A 26139-nucleotide genomic window follows, 5' to 3' on the forward strand; every position below is an offset into this window, starting at 1 on the left:
ACCGGAAGCCACCATGCTGGAAGTACACAACCTCAGTAAACATTTTGGCAGCGTTACCGCATTAGACGGGCTGAGTTTTCGTGCAGAAGACGGCCGCATCACCGGCATACTTGGCCCCAATGGCGCAGGTAAAACCACCGCACTGCGCGTGCTCTACGGGCTGCTTTGCACCGAATCCGGTTATGCCCGGGTAGACGGCATTGATGTAGCCGAAGATGCCATTGGCGCGCGCAAACGGCTGGGCGTATTCCCAGACAAATTCGGCCTATACGAACGCCTGAGTGCCTTTGAGCAAATCGCCTACTTCGCGGGCCTGCACGGTTTTGACCGCGCGCGCGCCAAAGCCGCCACTAACGCGGTTATCGCAAAACTTGGCCTTGAAGACATCGCCCAGCGCCGCAGCCAAGGGTTTTCCCAGGGCCAGCGCATGAAGGTAGTGCTGGCACAGGCGCTGGTGCACGCACCACAAAATCTGGTGCTGGATGAACCCACGCGCGGGCTGGATGTAATGAGCACCCGGGTTTTGCGCCAGCAGCTGTGCGACCTGCGCGATGCAGGCCACTGCATTTTGTTTTCAAGCCACGTAATGCAAGAGGTGGCCGCATTGTGCGACCAGGTAATTGTGGTGGCCAAAGGCAAGGTGGTGGCCGCCGGCACACCGGCCGATTTATGCGCCCAAACGGGCAAGGCCCATCTGGAAGATGCCTTCGTCACACTGATAGGCAGCGACGAGGGCATAGCCGCATGAATGTTGTATTTCGCACCCTGCTACACAAAGAAATTATTGACGCCATGCGCGATCGGCGAGCACTCATGGGCGCGCTGGTGTACGCGCTGTTTGGCCCGTTGGTTTTGGCTGGCGCCCTAAACTTTGCCATAGCCAACAACAAGGAAGACAAGGCCATTTATATTGCCATTAACGGGGCGGAATTCGCGCCTGTTCTGGTGGAAAAATTGCGCCAGAATTATATCTACCCGCTGGGTGAAGGCAGCCAAGACGCCGAGGCGCGCTGGCAAGAGCACCCCATCACCCTGGACATACCCGCCCACTACCCTGAAAAAATCGCCAGCGCCGAGGCCCTTACTCTCACCCTTTGGGTGAACTCCGCCGAAGAAGGCCGCGCCAGTGCCCAGCGCCGTGTGCGCGCCGTATTACAGCAATACGGTAACGAACTGGCCACCTACCGGCTGGTGTTGCGCGGAATAGATGCAAGCCTGCTGCAGCCCTTCAGCGTTGCGTTGCACGATCGCGCCAGCGCACAGGAAAAAAGCGGCATGGTGATGGGCATGCTTGCAGTGTTTGTATTAATGAGCGTGTTTGTAGCCAGCACCAGTATCGCCATAGATACCTCTGCCGGCGAGCGCGAGCGCAATGCGCTGGAGTTGATTTTAATTCAACCCATTACCACCACCCAGCTAATTGGTGCAAAGCTAATTGCGGTTTCTATGTTGGGGAGTTTGGGCGCGCTGCTCACTTTGTGCGTGACATCCCTGGTGATGGGATTTGTGCCGCTTGCAAAAATGGGCATTGGCTTTGAGCTGGATGCGCTCACCATTGCCACCATCATGTTGGCCATGCTGCCACTGGCGGTGTTTGCTGCAGCCTTTCAATTATTTTGCGCTTTTCAGGCAAAGAGTTTTAAAGAGGCGCAATCGTATATTTCGCTCACTATTATGATCCCGCTCACCATTCCCTTTGCGGTGCAATTTATGCCCCATAAGCCCAACTGGGTAGACTGGGTGCCCGTGGCCAGCCAAAGCTCGCTGATTGAGCACATTGCCAAGGGCCAGCCAATCGATTGGCTGGCGGTAATTACCGGCGCCTGCCTCACCCTGCTTTTGGCAGGCCTGTTAGCAGGTTGGCTTACGCGCACGCTTAAATCCGAAAAGGCCATACTGGCACTCAGTTAACAGCAAAGGGGGAAACAATGGCACTAAAAACCCAACCCAACAGCGCATCAGTTACTGACTTTCTCGCGGCCATTAGCCACCCCACCCGTCGGCAAGACGGGCAGACGTTACTGACCCTCTACCAAGACATCACCCAAGCACCCGCCGTGATGTGGGGCGAAAGTATTGTTGGGTTCGGGCAGTACCAATATCAGCAAAGGGGCGAAACTTTACAGTGGATGCAAGCGGGTTTTTCGCCTCGCAAACAAAACTTATCGCTGTATATCATGAACGGTTTCGGCCGCTACGCACCACTATTGGCTAAACTGGGCAAACACAAAACCGCGGTATCTTGCTTGTATATCAACAAGCTCGCCGATGTAGACCAAGGCGTATTGCGCGAACTGGTGCAAGATTCCTGGCTGCAAGTGCGTGCAGGCCATCGGATCTGCTAGGATTTGCGCAACCAATGGGTTAGTGTTGACCAGGATGCAGGTGCGCTGGTAGAGTGCGCGCCACATCAAGAGAGTGGCTGACGCCAACGCCAACCTGCCGAACCTGGCAAGGTGGCCCCCAACCAAGCACCCGGTGCGAGTGTTTGATTTCGAAGAGTAAGTTTCGAAAGTGAGTTGGGGATGCGGTCGCCAGATGCCCAAGGGCTCTGCGGCAACCAACAGGATACCAGTGGCGCACAACGCCCTGCCCCGTCAGCCCTCACCAACGAGGGTTTTTTAATGTCTACACCACTGCCATTTCGAATGTGAAGCGCACGTGTTTGCGCCTACCCACTCACACATTTGGAATTTGTTATGACACTGCAAAACATAAATTACATACACACCCAACGCCATGTAATTACCGATCACTTCATCGGCCCGCAACACCCGTTTTTGGGGCTTCACCCCCAACGCTGCCACACGCTGTTAAAACGCAGCAACTGGCAACAAAAAGCCATTATGGAAGGCGACCACTACCTGTACGTGAGCCACGCCTTCCAGGCCAAGGGCCGGGTAAAAGGCTATTGCGTAAACCATTGGCACATTGCACAAAAAACCTTTGTAAACCAAACCTTTGTAACCGATCTGGGCCTGGCCCTGGTACTGGCAAACAGTGCCGCACAGGGCTTGCGAATGCGAAGGTCAATGCCCCGGGCAGCCTGAGCCGCTAGCCAACAACACCTAACCCCTCATCCACCCGGTGCAATGTATGCACTCGCAAACCTGTGCATAGATTGCGCCCTGCCCTGCAATTGAGCCTGGTTCTGGCAAGCCTTTAAAAAAGGCGCAAAAAAAAGCGCCCGCAAGGCATGAGCCTGCGGGCGCTGTATTTACACCTTGCACACTGCTGGCAAGGCTTGCGGCCTAGCTTTAAAAGGTGGCAGTGGCACGCAGGTAGTAGTAGGCACCGTTAAAGCCATAGGGCGATGTCACGGCGTACTGCTGGCCCAAAAAGCCCAACACACCGTTGGCCTCTTTATCGGGGTATTGGTCGGTGATGTTATCGCCACCGAGCGACACACTGTAGTGCTCGTTGATATCCAGCGTAAATTGCACATCTACCAAAATTGCGCCGCTGTAATCTGCAGCATCTGAGGCATCACCGGGGCCAAACAAACCGCCGGTGCTCGACCAATCGTCGTAACGGTTAAAGCGCACCAGGCTGCTGAGTTCCATGCCCGCCAGCGGGTGAATGAAATCCAGTGTCAACACGGTGCTGTGTTTTGGCACCTGGTTTTCCAGGTCATACACACGGCCCTGGTTGATGGTGTTGCCTTGCACGTCTGAGACTTCCTGGCTGTTGTAGTTGTGGCGGAAATCCACATCCAGGTTGCCGCTGCCCAGTTCATGACCTGAGTGGAAGTTGAAATCCACGCCGGAAACCGTTGAGGTAAAGCCATTCACAAAATAGTTACCGTTGCTGCCGTCGAGCAGATTGGCATCGGGAATGCCAGCGGCATTCAGCAACGCCAACTCATCTGGCCCCACGGTGAAGCTGCGCAGCGCAATACGGTCTTCAATTTCAATGCGGTACACATCCAGCGTGATGTTCATGTTATCGGCCGGGGTGTACACAAGGCCTGCGGTAAAGCTGGTTGATTCCTCAGGCACCAGGGCTTTGGAACCGAGTGCCTGGGAAATGGGGTGATCTACCGGGTAGGTACCGCTCGGCACCAGGTTACCGCTGGAATCGGAAGTGGTAGTCACGTTCAAGGTGTTTACCTGGCCCGGCGTAGGCGCGCGGAAACCGGTGCTCACTGTACCGCGCAGGGCGAAGTTATCGGTAATGTCATAGCGGGTAGATAACTTGTAATCCAGGGTGGAATCAAAGGCATCTGAATCTTCATAACGCACCGCCACAGCACCCGACCACTTATCGGTGAAGTCGGTTTCCAAATCGGCGTAAGCCGCGTAGCTGTCGTTTTCAAAGGAGCCTGCAGATTCTACCGGGAAGCCCTGAAAGCCATCGGAACCTACACCAAACTGTGCATAGGTGGGGCCTACCGCAATAGAGGCTGTGTCGCCTGCGCCAATTTTGTAGGTTTCATTGCGCCACTCCAGGCCAAAGGCCAGGTTCATGGGTGAGTCGTCCCAGGTTTTTACAAAGTCTGCGTTTAAGCTGCTTTCCTGCTGGGTTAAGGTGCCGGGGTTAAACTTGGTGGGCGACAAGCGGCCAAGGCTTGGGTTAATACTGTCTTCCAACACGTAAGACACTTCGTTTTCTGCCGTTGATGCGCGCAGATCCCAGGTCAGGTTTGCATTGAACTCACCTTTGGCGCCAAACACCAGCGAGTAGTCGCTCAGGCTTGCACCAAACAGCGGGCTGTAACCGCCGGGAAATTGTGTGTGAATGGGGTTGAGCAGAGAATAACCGCTGGGGCTTGTGCCGTCGGCTGTGAGGTAGTCGGCCGGGTTTAAACCTGCGGCCACGATATCGGCTACCAATACGTTGCTTGCGGCATCGGCAATGCCGTCTGAATTGGCATCAACCATCAAGGTACCGCGTGGCGGGTTGGCGATGTTGTCGGCAGGCGTAGGCAATACCGGGCCACGATAGAAAAAGCCCGAGAGTGTTTCGGTATCCATGTAGCTGGCGTGGCCGTATAGGCTCACCTTGTCGTTCAGGTCGTAACCGGTGTTGACAAATAATTTTACCGATTCAATGTCCGGGTCTCCCCAGCGCTGGCCAAAACCGTTGTAGGGCACTTTGTCTGCGCCAACAATCTCGGCAATGGCTGCGGCATCCGGGCGTGCGGTGCCGCGGCTGGTAATTTCGGAGCTTGTGTATTCAGCAGTCACGTTAATGAAACCGTCGTCACCCAAACCGAAACCTGCATTGGCTCCGAGGTTGGTGCGCGCGCCATCGCCTTCGGTGTATTCACCGTATTGGCCGGTGAGGCTGAAACCTTCGGCGGCATCGTTTAACACCAGGTTCACAACCCCTGCAATGGCGTCAGAGCCGTATTGTGCAGACGCACCGTCGCGCAGCACTTCTACGCGCTTGATGGCGCCCGAAGGAAAGGCCGAGAAATCCACACCCTGGGAGCCCTGGTTCACGGTGCCCAAAGGTGCCAACTGTAAATTCACCAATGCCGAGCGATGACGGCGGCTGCCGTTTACCAACACCAGCGTATGGTCTGGCGATAAATTGCGCAGCGTTACCGGGCGCACAAAGGCTGTACCATCGGCAATAGGGAAGCGCTGGGTGTTCAATGAGGGCACAACTTTGGTGAGTGAATCGGTTAAATCAACCGAGCCTTGTTTGCTAAACACTTCACCACCCAACACATCAATGGGCGACAGTGTTTCGGTGGGGGATTGCCCTTCCTTACGGGTGCCGATGGTCACCACTTCTTCCAATAATTCCAGGCCGGCATCATCTTGTGCAGCCGCGGGTTGAGCGATGACACCGGCAATTGCCAGGGCCAGTAGCGAGGGTTTTACAAGGTGGCTATTTCTCATTGCCTACTCCAGTTAGTTCCAGTTTTTGTTGTTATCAAGTTAGTGTTATCAAGTTAGAAAAATGGCGCCTCCTAAGAGGCGCCAAAGGTTCGCGAACTAAAGCTCGCGAGGATTGAAAAAATCACAACAGTTAATGCGATAAACCGACCACATTAAAATCTGTAGTTTGCCTTGGCATACCAGAAGCTGCCGTTAATACCAAAGGGTGAGGTTTCGTAATACCAGGCGCCAGACCAACTTGGATCCGGGTTGCCGTTAGCACCGGTATAGCGCATTGGCTCTTGATCCAACAGGTTGCTGGCACCCACTTTCAACGCGAAGTTTTCGTTGATGTCGTAACCCACTTCCATGTCCAGCGTAATGGCCGAATCGCCGGTGATGGCATCGCTTGAATCATCGGCGTGAATAGCCAGGTACTCACCGTAGTAATTGGCGCGCAAGAAGCCCGACAAATTACCCCAGTACTGGGCCCAGGTGAAGGTTGCGCGGTGGTTGGGCAGCTCTTCTTCCAAACGCTGCACATCCCAATCACTGGTGATGGTGTATTTGTCTACTTCGGTCTCGTTGTAGTTGTAGGCTGCGGTGAAATCTGCAGACCCACTGAACAAATCGGTACTGTAGGTAGCTACAACATCCACACCCTGGGTTGTGGTGTCGAAATCATTGGTAAAGAAGTTAAAGTGCGTGAGGGTGCCAATCAAATCTGCAGCCGGCATATCCGATGGCAAGGAGGCTCGAGTGGCATCATCCAGGAACTTGGAATCGGTCACGGTAATGCGGTCGGTCACTTCAATGTGGTAGAAGTCTACGGTCACATCAACCTCACCCACATTGGCAACCAAACCCAAGGTGAAGCTTTCGGATTCTTCCGGCGACAGCGCTTTACCGCCCAGCGCCTCAGACACCGGGTGCAATGGGTCAAGCGTTGCCACGTTCATCAAACCAAAACCTTCAATGTTGGTGGTTTGGGTATTCACCACATTGCTCTGGCCCATGGTGGGAGCACGGAAGCCGGTGCCCACAGAGCCGCGTAAGGCCAGGCTATCCATCAAGCTCCAGTTGAAGGTGAGCTTGTAATTGGTGGTATCGCCGAAATCCGAGAAGCTTTCGTAGCGCAGCGCACCACCCACCAACAGCGCATCAGTAACCTGGTGCTCTATGTCGCCGTAGAGCGCGAAATTATTGCGCTCGTATTGGCGTGCGGAATCCGAGTGGAAACCCGGGAAGCCGTGCGAGCCCACGGTAAATACCGCCAGCGAATTATTTGGATCCGGATCACCGGAAATCACGTTATCCAAATCCGAGTAGCGGCCCGCTTTCCAGGAGGCGGTTTCACCGGCCACAATTTCAAAGCTGTCTTCACGCCACTCCCAACCGGCCGCCACACTGGTGTCGCCAAATACACGGGAGAAATCAACGTTAAAGGTTTTTTCCTGCTGGATGTAAGAACCGGTATCAAAGTTTTGTGGTGATTCGGGGCCCATAGACGGGTTAATGGTATTGTTTAAACCGAATTTGGATTGGCTGCGGCCAATGCCGAAGCTGAAGTCGTAACCCCACTCATCCATAAAGCCACCGTTAAAGGTGCCTTTGGTGCCGGCGGTTAAGGCTGAATCGATTACTGTGCCAACAAAGCGCGGGGTGTAACCGCCCGGGTACATTTCGTTTACAGCCCAGCAGCTATCCGAGGCGATAATCGCCGCCAGCAGCGGATCAGTATCGGGGTTGCCGGTGCCGGCGGGGCCGGTGGCGAGATTACAGTTGCCATCAACGTTGGCAATCAGGCGGTTGCTATCCCAGGTAAATACACCCTGACGCCCGTTTGGCGGCCGGAAGTAAAAACCGCCATCTGCCGTGCGGGTTGCGTGGTTGGCAAACAGGTAGGCCTCTTTATCGCCACCCAATTCAAGGCCCGCATTGATGAACAGGGTCATGTCGTCTTCAATTTTTGGCGAACCCCAGATCATGCTGGGCGAAGGTACATCTTCTACGCCATCGGCAATCAATGCCAAATCGCGCGAGCTTGCGCTGGAACGCACCGTGTCATCCACCTGGTTCCACTGGGCGCTAACGTTGAAAAAGCCGTTGCTGGTGAGTGGCATGCCGATGTTGGCAGAGATGGTGGTGGTGTCGCCATCGCCCTCGGTGTATTGGCCGTATTTCACTTCAACGTTGCCGCCTTCGGCATCGTCTTTCAATACAAAGTTCATCACACCGGCAATGGCATCAGAGCCGTACTGGGCGGCCGCGCCATCGCGCAGCACTTCCACTTGTTTGAGTGCAATGCTTGGAATAACAGAAATATCCGGGCCCTGGGCGCCTTTGTTCAAGCCGCCGCCCTGGAACACAATCACAGAGGAGCGGTGGCGGCGCTTGCCGTTGACCAATATCAGTGTGCTGTCTGATGCCAGGCCACGCAGGTTAACCGGGCGAATAATAGAGGCCGCATCGCTGATGGGCTGCTGCAGCACGTTGAAAGACGGAATGCTGCCCTTGAGCATTTCCAGCATGTCGCTGGAGCCGGATTTTGAAATTTCATCGGCGGTAATTACATCCACCGGCACCGGTGATTGAGTGGCGGAGCGAGGGGCAACCCGCGAGCCCACGGTTACAACTTCTTCCAGAAGTTCCATATCGTCAGACTGCGCCATGGCCATCGGCACACCCATGCTACCCAGCAACGCTACAGCAGAGATTGAAGTCACTATCTTTCTCTGAATCATTATGTGTCTCCCAAAGAGCTTTTATTGGTTATGTACGGCTTTGTCGAAACTACCCATTGAGGATAGTTCAGTCCGTATTAGGAGTACGTAAAAGTGTCAAAAAACCGCTAGCGGAAATTACTACCCAGGGAAAGTAATTAAATCTGCACAAGGTTTTAACAAATAAAGAAATGATTCTTGCTGAGATAAACTAAAAGAAAGGATAAAAAACCTAAAACAACCACTCGGCGCGCAGATAATAAAAGGCCCCGTTAATGCCGTAGGGTGAGGCCTCCCAAGGGTATCTAAAACTTTCGCCTGAGATAGACGCCAATAAACTGTCTTTGGCAATTTCGCGCGGGTAGGTATCGAGCAGGTTGTTGCCGCCCACCGCCATTGAAAGCCCCGTGCCAAAGTTGTAGCCGATATCGCCATCGAGTAACCAAGCAGTGCCCGAGTGGTGCACCGAATCCTGCACATCGGGTAAATCTACCCCCAGGCCCTGTTCGGTAAAATAACTGGTGCTCACATTGCCGTAATAGTTTGCGCGTAATCCCAGCGACCAACCGCGGTACTGCCAATCCAGATTCACCAACAATCGCTCTCGGGGTTGGCCGCGCTCCACCAACATCACTTGCGCGTCGGAAAATAACCGCCCCGGCGCAATGCCCGGCGGCTCTACCAACGCTAACACTTGTGTGCGATTGGTGTGGGCAGATAAAGACACGCCTGTGGCTCCCAGCGAGTGCTGCCAACGGTAACGGGCCACAAAATCAAAGCCCAGTGTGCGGGTATCCATGCTGTTGTAAAGAAACTGCACCGCGCCCACATTGTGCGCCTGCTGCGCGAGTGCCTGGGTGAGTGCGCAGTTCGACGGGCAGGGCTCATCGGCCGCGGCAATCACATCGCTCAAGGCAATGGCATCGGCCACATCAATTAAAAAGGCGTCGAAGGTGACGGAAAATTCAGCCAACGGCTGCCACACCAGCCCAAGACCCGCCTGACTTGAACGCTCGGCCTCCAAATCCGGCACCGCCAGCGCGTCCAGCACCGGGTTGCCCTCAGCAGCATGAAGTGTGTTGGTGAGCACATCCGGCCCGATGTTGGTAATGATGTGGGTAAAGTTCGCCTGATTCAGCCCCGGTGCCCGAAAGCCCGTGGCCAGGGTGCCGCGCGCACTCAAACCCGGCGCCAGCTGCCAGCGCAACGCCAGCTTGCCGGTAAGATTGCCGCCAATGCCATCGTAGTGCTCCCAGCGGCTGGCCACCGACACCGCCAGGGCCTCATTGGCCTGCATTTCAACCTCCACAAAGCCTGCGCCACTGTTGCGCACATCAGACACCGGCAAGCGGTAACCCGGGTAGGCCTGCATACCGGCCTGCGCCCGGCTGCGCGCCTGGCCGTCGCTGCACTGGGGGCCTGCCTCTGCAGGGCATGGGTCTAGCGGGCTTGGGATAAACAGCGCGAAATCGTCTTCGGGGCCATAGGCGTAAGAGGCGAAATCTCCCGGCCGAATTTGGTAGTGCTCGCGCCTGAACTCAAGCCCCAAGGTCACCCAGAATTCATCCAGCCCGTTGGCATCCAGCAAACCCGAGGCCACCAAGCCCTGCTGCCACTGGCTGTAGCGCAGCTCACCATTGCGCGCCTGGGTTGGGGTATCGCTGCCGAGAGAGACGTTCACCGAGTAGTCGGTACCCTGCTGAAACCGGTTGGCACCGTAGCTGCTGAAAAGATCCAACTGCCAGTGCTCCGAAAGCGCCCACAGCGCACCCACCGTTAGCGCGTCGTCTTCGGTGCGGGTGTATTGCAGCGGCAAAAAGCCTTCCGGGTCTAGCTCGGGTAAGTAGCGCGCGCTTACCGGCGGCGCTCCGGCACGGGCTCCGGCACCGCGATAAAACCCGGCCGATAATCCTTCGCGGTGCGACACGCCGCCAAAACTGTAGAGCGCCAATGCATCGCTTAACGGCAGCCGCGCATGGGTAAACAGGCTGCTACTGGTTTGCTCGGTATCGCCAATGCGCATGCTCACCCGCGCGGGGGTAAAGCGTTGATCGGGTGCGGCGCGGTTGGTGGCGGCGCGGTCTTGGCCTTCGAGGGTTACAAACACACTGCCCTGCTCGCCCAGCGCCAGGCCGCCTGAGAGGCTGGCAATCACCGTGGCGCCATCGCCCTGGGCCGTTTGGCCGTACTGGACATCCAGCTCCGGGGCCTGTTCACCTTCTTTTAACACCAGGTTTAACACGCCGGCAATGGCGTCTGACCCATACTGGGCGCTGGCGCCATCGCGCAGCACTTCAATGCGCTCAAGCGCCGCGGTGGGTATGGCGTTCATGTCGGTGCCGGATGAACCCCGCCCCACCACCTGCTGGATGTTGATTTGGGCCTGATGATGGCGGCGCTTGCCATCTACCATTACCAGCAACTGGTCGGGGTTCATGCCGCGCAGGGTTGCCGGGCGCACCAGGTCTGAACCATCGCTGACCATAGTGCGCGAATAGTTAAATGAGGGTGCCTGGCTTTGCAGCTGCTCGCCGAGCGAGGCCGGGGCTGCGCGCTCCAGCAGGTAACCTTGCACAATATCCACCGGCACCGCCGATTGCAGCAGCCGCCGCTGGCGCGCGCGCGTGCCGATGGTTACAAGCTCTTCCATTACCGGCTGCGGTAGCTGGCCAGTATTGGTGGGCGCTGGAGTGGCTTGTGGGTTTTGCGGCTCGGAAGCGACAGGCGGTGCGGCAAGCGCACCCGGGCTAATCAGAAAAATGCCCGGCTCCAGTTCCTGCAGCTGCAGCGGCAGGCCACTGAGCAACTGGCGCAGGCCCTGCTCTGGCTCAAGCTCCCCCACCAAAGGGGGCGCTTGCAGCCCTTCAAGCTCAGGCGGACGAAATACCAGCCGTAAGGTGGCAGATTGCTCGGCAAAGGCCAGCAGGGAATCAGCCAGTGGCTGGGCGGGTAAATTAAATGATTGCGGTGCAGCGCAAATGCTGGAAACCCACGCGCCCAACCCCAGGGCCATATACCAAGGCCTGAGGCTACCGGGAAATCGCTTGTGAGAATAACCTGCCACAGAGAGCTTCTTTTAAGTCCGCTTGTGCGTGTTATACCAGAGTTTGCGCCATAAACCGTATACTGGCGCCACCAGCCGACTAGTGCGCGGGGTCAGTGTCGCGATACAAGAGCGTCAGCAGCGGGGTAATTTGCACGGCTTTTATGGGGAAGCCTGCCTCAAGCATGGTAACCGCACCCGGGGTATCGCCAATGGCAAAGGCACCGCCCACTCGCACGGCCGACAAATCGGCATCGGCAATCACCAAGCGCTGGTAGCTGTGGCGATTCATTTCTTCAACAAACTCCGCCAGCGCCACATTGGCGAAATACAAACGCTGCTCGCGCCAGCTCAAGGCCTTGCGTACATCTTCGGCGCTGCGCTCAGTCACAAGGCCCAGCTGCTCACCCACGCGAATACTTTGCTGGGCAGCGAGCCGCTTGGCCGGTGCCGCGGCCGCACTGACATCCACCAGCCCCTCGGTAACCAACACCGAGGTGGCATCGCCATAGGTGCGCACGCCAAAGGCCGTGCCCACTGCTCGGGCATCGCCCTGCTCGGTTGCCACAATAAATGGGCGCGCAGGATTCTTGGCCACTTCAACAAACAACTCACCACTCAAGAGCTCTACACGCCGCTCCTGTTCAGTGAATACAAGGTTTACGCGGGTCGCTGAATTGAGTGTCAGCCGGCTGCCATCGGCCAACAGGTGGGTTTGCTGCTCGCCCACACCGGTGCGTAAATCGGGCTGCATCAACAACATCATGAGCGCCGCACCCGCCACCAACAGGCTGGCCACCCGCGCCAAGGGCGCGCGCCGCCACAGGGGCTGCTGCGGTGCATCCAGAGCAATGGCGGCACGCACAGGCAAACTCTGCCCAGCAGCCTTAGCCTGCAGCGCCTCTACCACCTGTGCGAGCTGCTGGCACCGGGCACGCGCTTGGGCAAACGCGCTTCTGTGCGCGGGGCTTGCCCTTAACCATTGGCGCAATAAATGGGCTTGCTCTTCGCTTAAACCATCGAGCTGGCGCTCGGCCCAAATACTGGCTTGCTGGTCGATGTCGGCGCTGTGTACTAACTGGATCATAGTGGCTACTGCATTATTTTTGGATTGGGCACTGTTAGTCTTGCAACAGGCTCCGGCACTGGCGCATTCCTGCGGCCACGTGCTTCTCAACAGTACTTACGGATATGCCAAGCTTTTCCGCAATAGCCTTTTGAGAAAACTGGTGAATTTTGCGCATCACAAACACCCGCCGGCACTGGGGCGGCAAAGCTTCAATCACGCGGTTTAATTGGTCGATGGCCTCTTGGTCGATGGCGCGCTGCTCGGGCGTAGGCAGCGGATCCATGAGCGACTCGACATCCACGCCGGCATCCACCTCGCTCACCTTTTGATGGCGGGCGCGATCGATCACCAGGTTGCGGGCGATGGTAAACAGCAGGCTACGCGCACGGCTAAGGTCTACCCGCTCACCGTGGCGCTGCAAGCGCTCGTAGGTTTCGTGCAACAGGTCTGCTACGTCGTCATCGTGGTGCACCCGCGCCCACAGAAATCGCTTGAGCAGCGGCGTATATTCCTGAAACAAGGCAGCCAACGCCGGATCATGGGCATTCGCTGCCCCACCTTCCGGATGAAGATCACCGGGCAAGGGCACACCTGAGTTTATATATGTGGGCTGTGGCAAAGCACACTCTCTCGTTATTTTGTTAGGTGAATGCTCTGTTCTACCGTGAAAGCCTGTTTCTGGCCAGCATCATTTTTAAAACGAGCGTACCACAGTCGCGCCGCTAACTGAACGCAGCCGCTTAGGCGCGATAAACCCGCTAAGCGGCACCGGCCTTGGCCAACCCCAACAACCACGCACGGCAGGTGGCCGCTGCGGTATTGGCCGGTAAATCCTGATCGGCCACCAGGTAATAGCCCCCCTCGCAAGGCAAGCGCTCACCCAACTGGCACAGGTCGCCCTGGGCAATGCGATCGGCCACAAAGTACCAGGGCAAAACCGTCGCCCCCAGGCCCTGCTGGGCGGCCTGCAGCAATAGCGGGAATGTTTCCAGCCGCTGGCCGGGCAAACGGCTGATCTCGGTGGTACCCAGGCCCGCGGCCCGCCACCAGTAAGCGGTAGAGGATTCCGGGCTTGTGTGGTGCAACAAGGGGTAGCGCACAAGCTCGCCCGGGGTACCCAGGTTGCCGTATTTCGCCAACAAAGCGCCCGTGGCCACTGCCACCAGCTCATCGCCCATTAAAAAGTCTGCCTGCATGCCCGGCCAGTGGCCCTGGCCAAATAAAATGGTGAGGTCGCACGCCACCTGGCGCTGGTAGAGTTTATGAATATCTGTCATTAAATGCAGCGAGATATCCGGATGCTCATCGGTGAAGCCTGCCAGTGCCGGCAGCAGCCAGTGGCTGGCCAGCGCCGGCTCAATACCCAGCACTATGTGGTGGCCCGGGCGAAACTGGCGAATTTCATCGGTGGCCTGGGCCAGCAGCTGCAATACCGGCGCGATTTGCGAGTAGTAACGCTGGCCAGCCGCCGTGAGCTCCATGCGCTGGCGCACCCGCTCGAACAGCGCCTGGCCCAGCAGCTCTTCGAGCTGTTTGATTTGCCGGCTCACTGCACTCTGGGTTAAACACAGGCGCTCGGCGGCTTTGGTGACATTGCCGGTTTCAACCGAGGTGGCAAAGCACTGCAGGCTGGCGGTAGATGGCAATTGACCTTTCATGGTGCACTTCATGCGCTTTTGGAATGGGTTGTTCAGACTAAATCGTTTTCCCCGCCCTGGCTAGGGCGTTTATGCTGAGGGTTTTGGGGCATAGCGTGTTCTATAGCGAACCGCTAGGCTGCACGCACTGGTGGCAGCGGCTTAGCAAGTGCCGGCAACGGCCACCCCGTTGAATGATGAGAGGATCAAGCATGAAAACCTACGACAGCTTCTATATAAACGGCCAATGGGTAAAAGCCCAAGGGCGTGAGACCTTCGACGTGATCAACCCGGCCACCGAAGCCCCCGTGGCGCGTGTGCCCATGGGTTCACCCGCTGACGTAGACGCCGCCGTTGCCGCAGCACGGGCCGCCTTCGACAGCTGGTCTGCCACTTCGGCCCAAACCCGGTGCGATTTGATCAACAAAGTGGCCGAGCTTATGAAAGCACGGGAAGCAGATTTGGTAGAGGCGGTAAGCAGCGCCATGGGCTGCCCGCGCCACCTCACACCGGATTTACAGGTAAAAGGCCCCACTTTTGCCATGGCAAGCTTTGCCGAGCGCGCCTTTGTAATGGAGCAAAGCCGAGAGGCCGGCAATTCGCTGGTGGTAAAAGAACCCGTGGGCGTGTGCGGCTTTATTAACCCCTGGAACTACCCGCTGCACCAGTTTGTGGGCAAAGTGGCACCGGCGCTGGCCGCCGGCTGCACCATGGTAATCAAGCCCTCTGAGCAAACGCCGCTGCAAGATTTGATTATGGCGGAAATCATGCACGAGGCAGGCATACCCGCGGGTGTATTTAACCTGGTGATTGGCGCAGGCCCTGTGGTGGGTGCGGCGATCAGCAGCCATCCGCAAGTTGACATGGTGTCTTTTACCGGCAGCACCCGTGCCGGCAAAATGATCGCCCAAGCAGCCGCTGAAACCGTCAAGCGCGTCACCCAGGAGCTGGGCGGTAAATCGCCTTACATCATCACCGAGGATGCCGACCTTGAAGCCGCCGTTAAATACGGCGTAGAAGACGTGATGATCAACTCCGGCCAAACCTGTACAGCGCTTACCCGCATGCTGGTGCCCGCCAGCCGCTATGAAGAAGCCGTGGCCATCGCCAAGGCGCACACAGAATCTTTGGTAGTGGGCGCCGGCGATGACGCTTTTGTTGGCCCCATGTCGTCTGCGCGCCAATTGGCTGTGGTGCAAAGCTATATTGACAAAGGTTTGGCCGAAGGCGCCCGCCTGGTTACCGGCGGGCCGGGTAAACCCGAGCACCTGGGCGCAGGCTTTTATGCAAAGCCCACCATCTTTGCCGATGTCACCAATAACATGGCCATTGCGCGCGAAGAAATTTTTGGCCCGGTGCTGTGCATGATCGCCTACCACACTGAAGCCGAAGCCATCGCCATTGCCAACGACACACCCTACGGCTTATCGAGCGGTGTTTACGCAAAAAATAAAGAAGCCGGCATCGCCATTGCCCGTAAAATTCGCGCGGGCCAATGCTACGTAAACGGCGGCTCATTCAACTATTTGGCACCCTTTGGTGGTTACAAACAGTCGGGCAACGGCCGCGAGTTTGGCGAGGAAGGCATGCATGAATTTATCGAAACCAAAGCTATGCAACTTTAGGCGCCACTATCCGCCCGAAGTTTGAAGAAACTTTGCTCACACGAAAGCATTAAAGCGGCTCACCAAAGCCGCTTTTTTTGCACCAACATGTTGCAAAAAAATCACACGCGCCTCACGGGCACCGCTTCTTTTTTAAAAAGCCTTAATAAGCTTCCCTTTAATAACCAGATAGCACTATAGTCTGACAGCTTAATCCTTATGCATGCCGTTAATAAGTTGCCAATATACCTTTGCGGTTTATGTCAACAAAACAGCCTAAAAATTAACCACGGCGTCAACGGTTAAGGATTATAGTTAAATCGAGCTGCGAACCAATTGGCACGAAATTATCTTTCTTGTCGCTTAAATCATTTTGCTTTGCTGCGCGCTTGGGTTTTAACACGTAGATAGGCAAATTGCGGGGAAACATCTCCAAAAAAGATTGACGTAAACTTAGAGCCAAGTCACATTTTTTAATTTGTGGCGTTATACTTCGCTATTGCGCAGATCACCGTCAGGGGCATAATGCCCCAAAACGCCCGATGTAGTACGTGGGCACTAAGCAGGGATACCAATGTGAGGGCTTGCCAGGGTGGCAACGAATAGGTTTGTGCGAAGTAGCTCATAACAAAGACACACAAGGTAGCCGTATATGTTTGGATTCATATCCGATTTCTTTTCTGGTCGCGACAACAACCAGAAAGAAGCCCCAAAACTCGCAGAGGCCCCCAAGGCCGGTGCCAACACCATTGCCTACGATCCGAACCTGATTGCAGCGCTCGAGGCAGACCACTCCAAGCTCGTCGAACTTTATGGCAAGATGTGGGACGAAGGTTTTGAGAAGAAGAACTACGTAAAACTGACTCGTATTCTGGGTGAGTTTAAATCGCTGTTTCAAGGCCACCTGCTGAAAGAGAACGTGCGCTTTTACGTTTATCTTGAACAATCGCTCGGTAACGACAAGCACACGCTGGCCGTGGTAAAAGAATTTAGATCCGATATGAACGACATCGCCAATGCGGTTATCGGTTTCTGCAAGCGCTATGGCAAGGGCCAGTTTACGCCCGCCATGGAGCTTCAGTTTAAAAAGGACTACACCGCAATTGGCGAGGCGCTAACCCGCCGCGTTCAATCTGAAGAGCGGGATTTGTACTCTCTCTACCAAGCCTAAAAGGTGGCCCGGCATTAGCCGGGCACAACCTGGCCACTGTGAAGAAGAATAAAAAAAGAAGGGAATCACACAAGCCACTCTAGCAACGTGCAGGCTAACGCGTTGTTGCCTTTGAGTTGCTTGTGACCGTTACAGCCGCACTGGATCTTAAGTTATGGAGCACTTTTTTAAGCGCCCCTGCTTTGTCGCGTTAGCACTTAAAGTTAAACCCACGATCCAGTGAGGAAAATGAATAACACCGCTCGCACCACGCATATGGATGAAGTCAGTTCACCTGCGTCGTCTCTTCGCACCAACTCCGGGCTTAATATCATTGTCATCGGCACAGGGCCCGTTGGCATTCGTGCTGCGCGCATGCTGATGGGCCAAAACCCAAGCCATAAGATCATGGTGTTTGGAGAGGAGCCGGTTACGCCCTACAACCGTGTCCAGCTTTCGCTTTATCTTTTAGGTGAAGTGCCGCGCGATGCGCTCGACACCTTGCCTGCCGTCACATCCGAGCAAGTAGCGCCCGGATTTGAAACCCACTTCGGCCGCAAAATCACCCACATTGACCGAAAGTCCAGAAGCGTAAAAGACGACACAGGCGCCGAGTACCAATACGACAAATTGATTCTCGCCACCGGCTCCCGCGCGCGCTTGCCGGATTTGCCGGGCAATACGCTGCCCAACACCTTTACCTTCCGCACCCTTGAAGACACCGAATCTTTATTAGCGCGCAAAAAAAATAGCCGCTCGGTGTATATCGTGGGCTCCGGGCCACTGGGTATAGAGGCAGCACTGGGCATGAAAACCCGCGACAACCGCGTGTACCTGCAGGCCCGCAACTACCTGCTGGATGCCGCACTGGATGAACGCGCCCAGGAAATTCTGGGCGACAGCTTGCAAACCGCCGGCATAAACGTCATCAACAACGACAACACCCGCGCCATACTCGGGCACGATCACGTCATTGGCGTAGAGCTTGAAAGCGGCCGCATCATCGAATGCGACACCGTAGTATTTTGTACAGGCGTTGCCGCCAACACCCTGCTTGCCCAAAGCTGCGGGCTGGAGGTGGCACGCGGCGTACTGGTGAACGATGTAATGCAAACCAGCGACCCGCACATTTACGCCGTGGGCGAATGCTCTGAGCACCGCGGCCAAACCTACGGGGTAGTAGCACCCGGGTTTGAGCAAGTGAGCTCCATGGTTACGCATATGAGCGGCCAACAAATGCCCTACACCGGCAGCGCTGCCAACATCCAGCTGAAATTCGGCAGCCAGTCCAGCGGTTTGATTGGGCAAGTACGCGATATCAATTGTGAAACCTTGGTGTACGCCAACCGCCTGAAAGGCATTTATCGCAAACTGTTTTTGAAAGATCAAAAGCTTGTGGGCTACATCCATATTGGTAGCTGGAGCGAACTGCCCATGCTGCAGCAAGCACAAAGTACACAGGCGCGCTTAAAACCAAAGCAGCTCCAGCAGTTTGCAGATACCGGATTTCTTTGGGAGGCCGACAAACCGCTGCACATCAAAGACCAGCCCGAAGATTACATTGTGTGCCTGTGTGAAAACGTCACCCGCGGCACCCTTTCAAAGGCCATGGAAAGCGGTAACCGCACCATAGACACCCTTTGCACGGCAACGCGTGCGGGCGTTACTTGCGGTTCATGCAAGCCGCTACTGGCTGAAATGCTGGACGCACCGGCACCCAATCTTGTGATGCGTCATTACAAGTCCATTTACTGGTTTTCCATAGTGGCCATTGCGCTCATGCTTGCCACGGTATTTTTGCGCCCCATTGGCATTGGCGAAAGCGCACAGCTTAACTGGCAACTGGAGAAGCTCTGGTTCGATAATTTCTGGAAGCAAGTCAGCGGCTACACATTGCTGTTTTTGAGCATGCTGGCAGCAGGCCTAGGCATTCGCAAACGCTGGAAAAAACTAAACTACGGCCACCTGGACGACTGGCGCTATGTGCACTCGGTTATTGGCGTAATAGCACTGGTGGTGTTAATGATTCACACGGGCCTGCGCCTTGGCCACAATTTAAACTTTGCGCTTATGATTGTGTTTCTGGCGGCCACACTTACCGGCTCGCTGGTTGGCGTATTCATGGCCCGCAACCACCACTGGACAGATCTAAAACTGCGCCGCCACCGCGCCTGGTGGTCTCGCGTTCACTACACCTTGCTGTGGATGCTACCCGCCCTGCTTACTTATCACATAATCGCTGTGTATTTTTTCTAGCATGACTCAATATAATTTTAAATTCTGGCACTACGGCCTGGTCATTACCGCTGTACTCACAGGCCTGCTTGGCTACAACCTGCTCGCGGGTGACAAAACCTTTTATATTTCAGGCCCGCCCACACACGGTCACCACCAAATTGAGCTGGCCTGTACCAGCTGCCACGGTGACCCCTTTGACGAGCGCACGGTAATGCAAAATGCCTGCGAGTCGTGTCACCTGAAAGCGCTTGAGAAAAAAAGCGACACCCACCCCAAGGCCAAGTTTACCGACCCACGCAACGCTGAGTTGCTGCAACATTTAGACGCCACACAATGTGTGACGTGCCACCGTGAGCACAAGCCGGAAATCACTCGCGATTACGGCGTAACCCTGGCGAAAGATTTTTGTGCGCACTGCCATCAAGACATCGCAACCGAGCGTGAAAATCATGCAGACTTCGGTTTTGAGACTTGCAGCAACTCAGGCTGCCACAATTACCACGACAATACGGCCTTGTATGAAAACTTTTTACGTAAACACGTAAAAGACCCGGAACTTAAAAAGCGCGCATCGGTACCCGCGCTCACAGGCATGGAGCGCTGGCTAAAGGCGAACAAACATCCACAGCCATTAACAGCTGCAGACCAAGATGCGCCCAACGCCACAGAAGCACACATCATGCAGTGGGCAGCCAGCCATCACGCGCAGGCACAAGTCAATTGCACAGACTGCCACGGCACTGAACACTGGCAAGATAAAGGCCTGGATGTGAGTATAAGCAGCTGCCAAAGCTGCCACAAAAAGCAAACGGAAGGATTTTTTAACGGCAAACACGGCATGCGGCTCAATCCGATGCTGGGCGATCAGTTTGGCCCCATGAGCCCGGCACTCGCCACGCTGCCAATGGATGCCGACGCAAAACACAAAACGCTCACCTGTGCCAGCTGCCATGCACCACACGAGCCGGACCTAACCCACGCCGCCACCGAGGCCTGCCTGGGCTGCCACAAAGATGAGCACAGCGTGAACTTTAAAAACTCAAGCCACGGTAAACTTTGGCACGGAGTAACACTTGGGGAAGTAAAGCAGGAAGATGCCGTAAGTTGCGCCACCTGCCATATGCCGCGAGTTAAAAAAGGTCGCAAGGTACACGTTGAGCACAATCAAAGTGAAACCTTACAACCCAACAGCAAAATGATCCGAAGCGTGTGCACACAGTGCCACGGTGTAGAGTTCACCCTCTCGGCTTTAGCAGATGAGTCACTGATACAAAGCAACTTTTCCAGCAAGCCTGCCAACCACCACACCAGCATGGATTTGGTACGCGAGCGAATAGAGCAACGCAAAAAGAAATAATACGCATCATTCAATCGAAAGGAGGCAAGACCATGAAACCTACACTCATCGCAACCGCCCTGTTGGCCGCCGGCCTAAGCAGCTTGGCCAATGCCGAAATCACACCGCAAAAAATGGCCGACGCCATTTACGCCGTGATTGAGTCAGACCGCACGGTTTATACCCGTCAGGTGGTAAACCGCTTGCAGAATGAAGAAGAAGTGATCACCGCCGAAGAGCATTGGAAGGAAGAACAGGCACTGCCACTGCCGGCACAAATGCTGCGCATGGGGGCCGAAGGTGTGGCCAAGAAAAACGCAGGCTTCACCTATGCACTGCTGTCTGAATGGCCTATCAACAAGCAAAACGCCCCTAAAACCCCTATGGAAAAAGAAGGCCTGGCCTTTGTGCGTACCAATGTGGGCAAAAACTTCTATGGCACCGAAGCGCTGGGCGGCAAAAAGTATTTCACCGCCGTATACCCGGATACCGCTGTGTCTGAGGCTTGTGTGAAATGTCACAACGACCACCTGGACAGCCCAAAAACAGACTTCAAACTGGGCGACATCATGGGCGGCGTGGTAATGCGCATTCCGCTCGACTAACCAGATTTGGCAGCCAGCACCGCTGGCGCCACACGCACCCCTGCGCCGGGCCCAGCCCTTAGGCCCGGCGCGCTATTTACGCTAAAATCACTACTGATCAAATATCAACCAACCGGAATGGGAATCTAGGCGCCAAGCTGTTATATTGGCCGCCAAGACAACAAAAACTAGCACCAAAGTACCAACTTGTATTGGCTTTGGATTAGCTCAGGAAGAGCGCAATGAATCAGTACTACCTGCTCTATTTCGTGGTTGCCGGCGTTTTTTGCGCGATGGCCATCGCATTTCATATGACCTGGCGGCTCAACGTGGCCGAAAAAGGCACCCGCGACTGGGCAATATACGCTGCCATTCTGGCAGCAGGCACCGTCACCGTGAGCATAGGCTTTCTGCTCAACGCCCAAAACTCGCCTGCCGAAGGAGCTCTCAGCAAGCTGTGTTGGTATTTGGGCACCGTGGCCAACGGCACGGCCTTTTATTTTATGTGGCGCGGCGTTCGAAGATTCCTCGGCCGGCCGGATGTGCCCGGTATTAACGCGCTCAACACCCTGCTGGTGTGCGCACTCAGCGTGGGCGCACACGCACTCCTGGGCCTGCCAGACAGCACCCTGGCCATGATGATCAGCTTTATCATCGCCACGTTTGCTTCACTTATTTTTGCAGAGTTCTACCGCAGCCAAAACCTCAACAAGGGGCTAAGGCGCATCATGCTCACAACCTTTGGCTATACAAGCCTTATGTGGGGCGCCAGGGCCATTAGCCTGCTGGTTGAACCCAACCGCGATCACCACTCACTGGTAGATTCTGCGGTTATCTTCATGAGCATTTTAATTTCCATACTGAACGCCTTCGGGCTGATACTGCTCACCAATGAACGGCTACTGAAACAACTGCGCACCCAGGCCACACGCGACCCACTCACCGGCCTGCTAAACAGGCGCGCGTTTTTGGATATCAGCACAAGCCTGCTGGCCCACGCCAGCCGCCACCAAAAAGCTGTGGGTGTAGCCATGCTGGATTTGGATCACTTCAAAAATGTGAACGATGAATACGGGCATTTAGCTGGCGATAAAGCCCTCAAACGCTTTGGCGATTTACTGCGCCAATGTTTACGTGAGGAAGACACAGTGTGCCGCTATGGCGGCGAAGAATTTGTGGCACTGCTTCCGGCGGTGAGCCACACGGAGCTCAATAAAATTATGGAGCGCATTCGCACGGAAGTAGCCAAGCAGGCTGATTCAGACCTGCCCACCACCGTGAGCATTGGCAGCTACCTCTGCCCGCCAGATCAACTTGATTTACGCACGATGGTAGCCACCGCCGACAGCGCCCTTTACGATGCAAAACGTGCCGGGCGCAATCGGGTGGCCATGGCAGATACTACAAACCCAACGCTTGCTTAGCGCGACCAAAGGCATCGATGGCGTGATCTAATTCAGCGCGCGTAATGGCAGCCGACATCTGCGTGCGTATACGCGCCCGCCCCTTGGGCACCACCGGGTAAGAAAACGCCACCACATACACGCCGTATTCCAGCATTTTATCCGCCAGTGCGGCGGCTTTTTTGGCATCGTACAGCATCACCGGCACAATGGCGTGCTCGCCCGGCAACAGGTCATAGCCCTGCGCTTGCAGGCCTGCACGAAAATAGGCCGTATTTTCTTTCAGTTGTGCGCGCAGCGCATCGTCTTGCACAAGCTCCATGGCTTTGATTGCCCCAGCCACTACCGGTGGCGCCACAGTGTTGGAAAACAAATACGGGCGCGAGCGCTGGCGCAGCATTTCTACCACTTCCTTGCGCGCGCTGGTAAACCCGCCAGAGGAACCACCCAAGGCTTTACCGAGTGTGCCGGTAATAATGTCTACACGCCCCATCACACCGCAGTGCTCGTGGCTGCCCTTACCCTTGGCGCCCACAAAGCCCGTGGCGTGGGAGTCGTCTACGTGTACCAGGGCGTTGTATTTTTCGGCCAGGTCACACACTGCCTGCAAATTGGCAATGTAGCCATCCATTGAAAATACGCCATCGGTGCTGATTAACTTAAAGCGCGCACCGTTTTTATCGGCCTCAATGAGCTTGGCCTCAAGGTCTGCCATGTCGCTATTTTTGAAACGGTAACGGCTTGCTTTACACAAACGCACACCATCAATAATGGAAGCGTGGTTGAGTTCATCGGAAATAATCGCATCTTCTGCGGTGAGCAGCGTTTCAAATAAACCGCCATTGGCATCAAAACAGCTGGGGTAGAGAATGGTGTCTTCCATGCCCAGAAATTCGGTAATTTTTTGCTCCAGCGTTTTATGCAACTCTTGGGTGCCGCAAATAAAACGCACAGAGGCCATGCCATAGCCCCAGGCCTCCAAACCCTCGGCACAGGCGCGTTTGATCTCCGGGTGCTGGGCCAAACCCAAATAATTGTTGGCACACAGGTTGAGCACCTTCTCGCCTTTTACAGAAATCATGGCGCCCTGCGGGCCCTGAATAAAACGCTCGTGCTTGAACAACCCCGCGTCTTTTATTTCATCAAGCTGGGTTTGTAAATGCTCTTTAAATTTTCCGTACATGATTCAGATCCGGGCTATTTTTTAAAAATTAACAGCTTACAGGTTACAGGAAAAGCCTTTGCGCGCTGCGCGCGCCCTTCCTGTAGGCTGTCAACTGTAAGCTGCTTTTCTCATTCCCAATTCAAAATAACTTTGGCCGCCTCGCCCGATTTCATGGCATCAAAGCCACGCTGGAAATCGGTGTAGTGCAGCCGGTGGGTAATCACCGGCGTAATGTCTAGGCCTGTTTCAACCATCACGCTCATTTTGTACCAGGTTTCGTACATTTCGCGGCCATAGATGCCCTTGATGGTGAGCATGTTGAAAATCACTTTGTTCCAATCTATGGCCATGTCGTCGCCGGGAATGCCCAGCATGGAAATCTTGCCGCCGTGGGCCATGTTGTCCAGCATAGAGTTAAAGGCCGCGGGCGCGCCCGACATCTCCAGGCCAACGTCAAAGCCTTCACTCATTCCGAGTGATTGCACCACATCTTCAAGCTTTTCTTTACTTACGTTAACTGTGCGCGTGGCACCCAGTTTGGCGGCCAGTGCCAAACGGTTTTCATTCAGATCGGTAATCACAATATGGCGCGCACCGGCGTGGCGGCACACGGCGGCTGCCATGGCGCCAATGGGGCCGGCGCCGGTAATCAGCACATCTTCACCCAACAGTGGCCACTGCAGCGCGGTGTGCACGGCGTTGCCGAAAGGGTCGAACAAGGCCGCCACATCGAGATCGATACCCGGGCGGTGCTCCCACACGTTGGCCGCGGGCAGCGCCACGTATTCTGCGAAGGCGCCCGGGCGGTTTACGCCAATGCCGGAGGTGTCGTTACACAGGTGGCGGCGGCCGGCCATACAGTTGCGGCAGTGGCCACACACCACATGGCCTTCGCCAGACACGATTTGGCCTGGCTCGAAATCCACCACGTTGCTGCCCACTTCCACAATTTCGCCCACGAACTCGTGGCCAATCACCATGGGGGTTTTGATGGTTTTCTGGGCCCATTTATCCCAGTTGTAGATGTGCAGGTCGGTGCCACAAATGGCGGTGCGCTTCACTTTTATGAGCACATCGTTGTGCCCAACCGTGGGCTTGGCCACGTCTTCCAGCCACAGCCCTTCTTTTGCTTCGCGTTTAACCAGTGCTTTCATGGAATACTCCTGACAGACCTTACAGTGATAGGCCAAACCCACCCATTTCACCAATGGGCGGGCAGAATTTCGGGGCGGGCAGCCAGCTGCCAAGGCACCGCTGGGCGGCAGATTAGCGAGAACCGGGCACCGGGTAACAGACCCGGGAGTCAAATCACAATAATTTCACAACAAGAGGGGTTTTGCGCAACAAACGCAAAGAATAAGGCTGGCAGGCGCTGGAAGTTACTAGCGCGCGCCGATAATCACGTCACCCAGTTCCAGCACGCGCTTATCTTTGGTAAGCGCCACCAAATCTGCGGTTTGCAAGTGGCGGCGGAACTCGGTATCTGCCAACACTTCGGCCACGCGCGGGTGTGTTTTCACACGCTCTACCCGCCGGTAGGCATCCACCAATTGCGCGGCGGTTTCGCGCTCTAATTGCAGATCTGTGAGGATTTCAAGCTCGCGCTGTAGCGCCCACAAATCTTGCACGGGTGCGGTTTCAATGAGTTGATCAAAGGTGGGGTCTTCGGTAAGGCCAAAGATATCGCCTGCGCGCAGCAGCGCTTGGGCATCGGGCGAGGTTAACAGCGCCGTAAACTCCGGCTGCACCGTTGTTTGCTGCAACAAGCGCACGCCCTTTACGGGCGAGAGCACAATGGCATTAACCAACTGGCTTACCGGTGACTCATTGGGCGTATCAAAGGCGTCTGTTTCATAGCCGTAATCAGACAGGGTGGTTGCGTCATCAAGCAGGTGCGAGGGCTGGCTTGCGCCTTCGAAATCCGGCTTAACGCCTGCCAAAAAGGCCACCAGGCCCGCCATTACCGCGCCGGCCAATACTCCCACACAGGCACCCATGATTTTCGAACCCCAGCCGAGGCCAGGTTCGGTTTCTTCTTGCTGGCGCTCCATGTAGCGGGTCATGAGGGTGCAGGCACCGGAATAGGCGAGCGCGAAAATCAGCCCGCCGAACACCAGCTGGTGGAAATACAGCGGCCAGCTAAACCACTGGCGGGTAAGCCCTAGCACCGGGCCCAGCAAGGCGCCGGTTACCACCAACGCCAATACCAAAAGCTGCAAACGAAACAAGCTGCGCGAGAAGCCCTGCAAAAAACCGCGGGTGCCCATGCCTACAATCAGCGCGCATGCGGCCCAAAAAACCGGTGACTCAATCATAAAATATGGGCCTTTCCATTTCCCTACCCCTTGGCAGCTCTACC

General features: G+C 55.6%; 19 protein-coding genes and 1 riboswitch. Of the genes, 10 read left to right on the forward strand and 9 right to left on the reverse strand.

What is annotated here, in order from left to right; all coding sequences use genetic code 11:
- Positions 1 to 13 precede the first annotated feature (13 nt).
- The 4 genes from L1F30_RS12165 (at position 14) to L1F30_RS12180 (ending at position 3050) form a co-directional block, all read left to right on the forward strand.
- Positions 14 to 748: an ATP-binding cassette domain-containing protein gene (locus L1F30_RS12165; RefSeq protein ID WP_253356424.1), complete on the forward strand. Its 735-nt coding sequence runs from the start codon at positions 14 to 16 to the stop codon at positions 746 to 748.
- Positions 745 to 1911: an ABC transporter permease gene (locus tag L1F30_RS12170; protein WP_253356426.1), complete on the forward strand. Its 1167-nt coding sequence runs from the start codon at positions 745 to 747 to the stop codon at positions 1909 to 1911. The genes L1F30_RS12165 and L1F30_RS12170 overlap by 4 nt, the downstream gene beginning before the upstream one ends.
- 17 nt (positions 1912 to 1928) lie before the next feature.
- Entirely contained in the window at positions 1929 to 2345 is a 417-nt protein-coding gene (locus L1F30_RS12175; RefSeq protein ID WP_253356428.1) for a DUF1801 domain-containing protein, read from the forward strand.
- Between the two features lie 57 nt (positions 2346 to 2402).
- A riboswitch (SAM-I-IV-variant riboswitch) is annotated at positions 2403 to 2515 on the forward strand.
- A gap of 184 nt (positions 2516 to 2699) precedes the next feature.
- Positions 2700 to 3050: a hypothetical protein gene (locus L1F30_RS12180; protein WP_253356430.1), complete on the forward strand. Its 351-nt coding sequence runs from the start codon at positions 2700 to 2702 to the stop codon at positions 3048 to 3050.
- A gap of 207 nt (positions 3051 to 3257) precedes the next feature.
- Here L1F30_RS12180 and L1F30_RS12185 read toward each other — a convergent pair whose 3' ends face one another.
- From L1F30_RS12185 to L1F30_RS12210, 6 genes are all read right to left on the reverse strand, one after another.
- Entirely contained in the window at positions 3258 to 5849 is a 2592-nt protein-coding gene (locus tag L1F30_RS12185) for a TonB-dependent siderophore receptor (RefSeq protein ID WP_253356432.1), read from the reverse strand.
- 152 nt (positions 5850 to 6001) lie between these two features.
- Positions 6002 to 8572 carry a TonB-dependent siderophore receptor gene (locus tag L1F30_RS12190; RefSeq protein ID WP_253356433.1) on the reverse strand — a complete coding sequence of 857 codons (2571 nt, stop codon included), beginning with the start codon at positions 8570 to 8572 and terminating at the stop codon, positions 6002 to 6004.
- Between the two features lie 211 nt (positions 8573 to 8783).
- Complete coding sequence (locus L1F30_RS12195; protein WP_253356435.1) at positions 8784 to 11615, reverse strand: TonB-dependent receptor; 2832 nt, start codon at positions 11613 to 11615, stop codon at positions 8784 to 8786.
- A gap of 79 nt (positions 11616 to 11694) precedes the next feature.
- Positions 11695 to 12681 (reverse strand): FecR domain-containing protein, encoded by a 987-nt coding sequence (locus L1F30_RS12200; RefSeq protein WP_253356437.1) that lies wholly within the window; start codon positions 12679 to 12681, stop codon positions 11695 to 11697.
- Positions 12682 to 12715: 34 nt separating this feature from the next.
- A complete protein-coding gene (locus L1F30_RS12205) occupies positions 12716 to 13246 on the reverse strand; it encodes an RNA polymerase sigma factor (RefSeq protein ID WP_253356439.1) in 531 nt (176 codons plus the stop codon).
- A 175-nt stretch (positions 13247 to 13421) separates the two neighbouring features.
- Positions 13422 to 14321, reverse strand: a complete 900-nt coding sequence (locus L1F30_RS12210; protein ID WP_253356440.1) for a LysR substrate-binding domain-containing protein — start codon at positions 14319 to 14321, stop codon at positions 13422 to 13424.
- Between the two features lie 191 nt (positions 14322 to 14512).
- Here L1F30_RS12210 and L1F30_RS12215 point away from each other — a divergent pair, with 191 nt between their 5' ends.
- The 6 genes from L1F30_RS12215 to L1F30_RS12240 all read left to right on the forward strand — a co-directional run bounded on the left by L1F30_RS12215 (position 14513) and on the right by L1F30_RS12240 (position 22636).
- Positions 14513 to 15925, forward strand: coding sequence for an aldehyde dehydrogenase family protein (locus L1F30_RS12215; RefSeq protein ID WP_253356442.1), 1413 nt, complete (start codon positions 14513 to 14515; stop codon positions 15923 to 15925).
- Positions 15926 to 16556: 631 nt separating this feature from the next.
- Positions 16557 to 17075, forward strand: coding sequence for a hemerythrin domain-containing protein (locus L1F30_RS12220; RefSeq protein ID WP_253356443.1), 519 nt, complete (start codon positions 16557 to 16559; stop codon positions 17073 to 17075).
- Between the two features lie 228 nt (positions 17076 to 17303).
- Entirely contained in the window at positions 17304 to 19310 is a 2007-nt protein-coding gene (locus L1F30_RS12225; protein ID WP_253356444.1) for an FAD-dependent oxidoreductase, read from the forward strand.
- A gap of 1 nt (position 19311) precedes the next feature.
- Positions 19312 to 20649: an ammonia-forming cytochrome c nitrite reductase subunit c552 gene (locus L1F30_RS12230; RefSeq protein ID WP_253356446.1), complete on the forward strand. Its 1338-nt coding sequence runs from the start codon at positions 19312 to 19314 to the stop codon at positions 20647 to 20649.
- Positions 20650 to 20681: 32 nt separating this feature from the next.
- Complete coding sequence (locus L1F30_RS12235; protein ID WP_253356448.1) at positions 20682 to 21233, forward strand: DUF3365 domain-containing protein; 552 nt, start codon at positions 20682 to 20684, stop codon at positions 21231 to 21233.
- Between the two features lie 221 nt (positions 21234 to 21454).
- The gene (locus L1F30_RS12240; RefSeq protein WP_253356450.1) at positions 21455 to 22636 is read left to right on the forward strand and encodes a GGDEF domain-containing protein; all 1182 of its coding nucleotides are present in this window, start codon (positions 21455 to 21457) and stop codon (positions 22634 to 22636) included.
- Here L1F30_RS12240 and L1F30_RS12245 read toward each other — a convergent pair.
- The 3 genes from L1F30_RS12245 to L1F30_RS12255 form a co-directional block, all read right to left on the reverse strand.
- Positions 22614 to 23798 carry a glycine C-acetyltransferase gene (locus tag L1F30_RS12245; RefSeq protein WP_253356452.1) on the reverse strand — a complete coding sequence of 395 codons (1185 nt, stop codon included), beginning with the start codon at positions 23796 to 23798 and terminating at the stop codon, positions 22614 to 22616. The two genes, L1F30_RS12240 and L1F30_RS12245, sit on opposite strands and share 23 nt — an antisense overlap.
- A 110-nt stretch (positions 23799 to 23908) precedes the next feature.
- Positions 23909 to 24934, reverse strand: a complete 1026-nt coding sequence (gene tdh / locus L1F30_RS12250; protein ID WP_253356454.1) for an L-threonine 3-dehydrogenase — start codon at positions 24932 to 24934, stop codon at positions 23909 to 23911.
- A 228-nt stretch (positions 24935 to 25162) separates the two neighbouring features.
- On the reverse strand, positions 25163 to 26095 hold the full coding sequence (locus L1F30_RS12255; RefSeq protein ID WP_253356456.1) for a CvpA family protein: 933 nt from the start codon (positions 26093 to 26095) through the stop codon (positions 25163 to 25165).
- Positions 26096 to 26139 lie beyond the last annotated feature (44 nt).

Origin of the sequence: Simiduia sp. 21SJ11W-1 (assembly GCF_024138675.1) — a bacterium.
GTDB lineage: Bacteria > Pseudomonadota > Gammaproteobacteria > Pseudomonadales > Cellvibrionaceae > Simiduia.

What these genes read in the sequence shown, in the direction of transcription:
- L1F30_RS12165 (WP_253356424.1), top strand. Translation starts at nt 14, where the DNA reads ATGCTGGAAGTACACAACCTCAGTAAACATTTTGGCAGCGTTACCGCA.
- L1F30_RS12170 (WP_253356426.1), top strand. Translation starts at nt 745, where the DNA reads ATGAATGTTGTATTTCGCACCCTGCTACACAAAGAAATTATTGACGCC.
- L1F30_RS12175 (WP_253356428.1), top strand. Translation starts at nt 1,929, where the DNA reads ATGGCACTAAAAACCCAACCCAACAGCGCATCAGTTACTGACTTTCTC.
- L1F30_RS12180 (WP_253356430.1), top strand. Translation starts at nt 2,700, where the DNA reads ATGACACTGCAAAACATAAATTACATACACACCCAACGCCATGTAATT.
- L1F30_RS12185 (WP_253356432.1), bottom strand. Translation starts at nt 5,849, where the DNA reads ATGAGAAATAGCCACCTTGTAAAACCCTCGCTACTGGCCCTGGCAATT.
- L1F30_RS12190 (WP_253356433.1), bottom strand. Translation starts at nt 8,572, where the DNA reads ATGATTCAGAGAAAGATAGTGACTTCAATCTCTGCTGTAGCGTTGCTG.
- L1F30_RS12200 (WP_253356437.1), bottom strand. Translation starts at nt 12,681, where the DNA reads ATGATCCAGTTAGTACACAGCGCCGACATCGACCAGCAAGCCAGTATT.
- L1F30_RS12210 (WP_253356440.1), bottom strand. Translation starts at nt 14,321, where the DNA reads ATGAAAGGTCAATTGCCATCTACCGCCAGCCTGCAGTGCTTTGCCACC.
- L1F30_RS12215 (WP_253356442.1), top strand. Translation starts at nt 14,513, where the DNA reads ATGAAAACCTACGACAGCTTCTATATAAACGGCCAATGGGTAAAAGCC.
- L1F30_RS12220 (WP_253356443.1), top strand. Translation starts at nt 16,557, where the DNA reads ATGTTTGGATTCATATCCGATTTCTTTTCTGGTCGCGACAACAACCAG.
- L1F30_RS12225 (WP_253356444.1), top strand. Translation starts at nt 17,304, where the DNA reads ATGAATAACACCGCTCGCACCACGCATATGGATGAAGTCAGTTCACCT.
- L1F30_RS12230 (WP_253356446.1), top strand. Translation starts at nt 19,312, where the DNA reads ATGACTCAATATAATTTTAAATTCTGGCACTACGGCCTGGTCATTACC.
- L1F30_RS12235 (WP_253356448.1), top strand. Translation starts at nt 20,682, where the DNA reads ATGAAACCTACACTCATCGCAACCGCCCTGTTGGCCGCCGGCCTAAGC.
- L1F30_RS12240 (WP_253356450.1), top strand. Translation starts at nt 21,455, where the DNA reads ATGAATCAGTACTACCTGCTCTATTTCGTGGTTGCCGGCGTTTTTTGC.
- L1F30_RS12245 (WP_253356452.1), bottom strand. Translation starts at nt 23,798, where the DNA reads ATGTACGGAAAATTTAAAGAGCATTTACAAACCCAGCTTGATGAAATA.
- tdh (WP_253356454.1), bottom strand. Translation starts at nt 24,934, where the DNA reads ATGAAAGCACTGGTTAAACGCGAAGCAAAAGAAGGGCTGTGGCTGGAA.
- L1F30_RS12255 (WP_253356456.1), bottom strand. Translation starts at nt 26,095, where the DNA reads ATGATTGAGTCACCGGTTTTTTGGGCCGCATGCGCGCTGATTGTAGGC.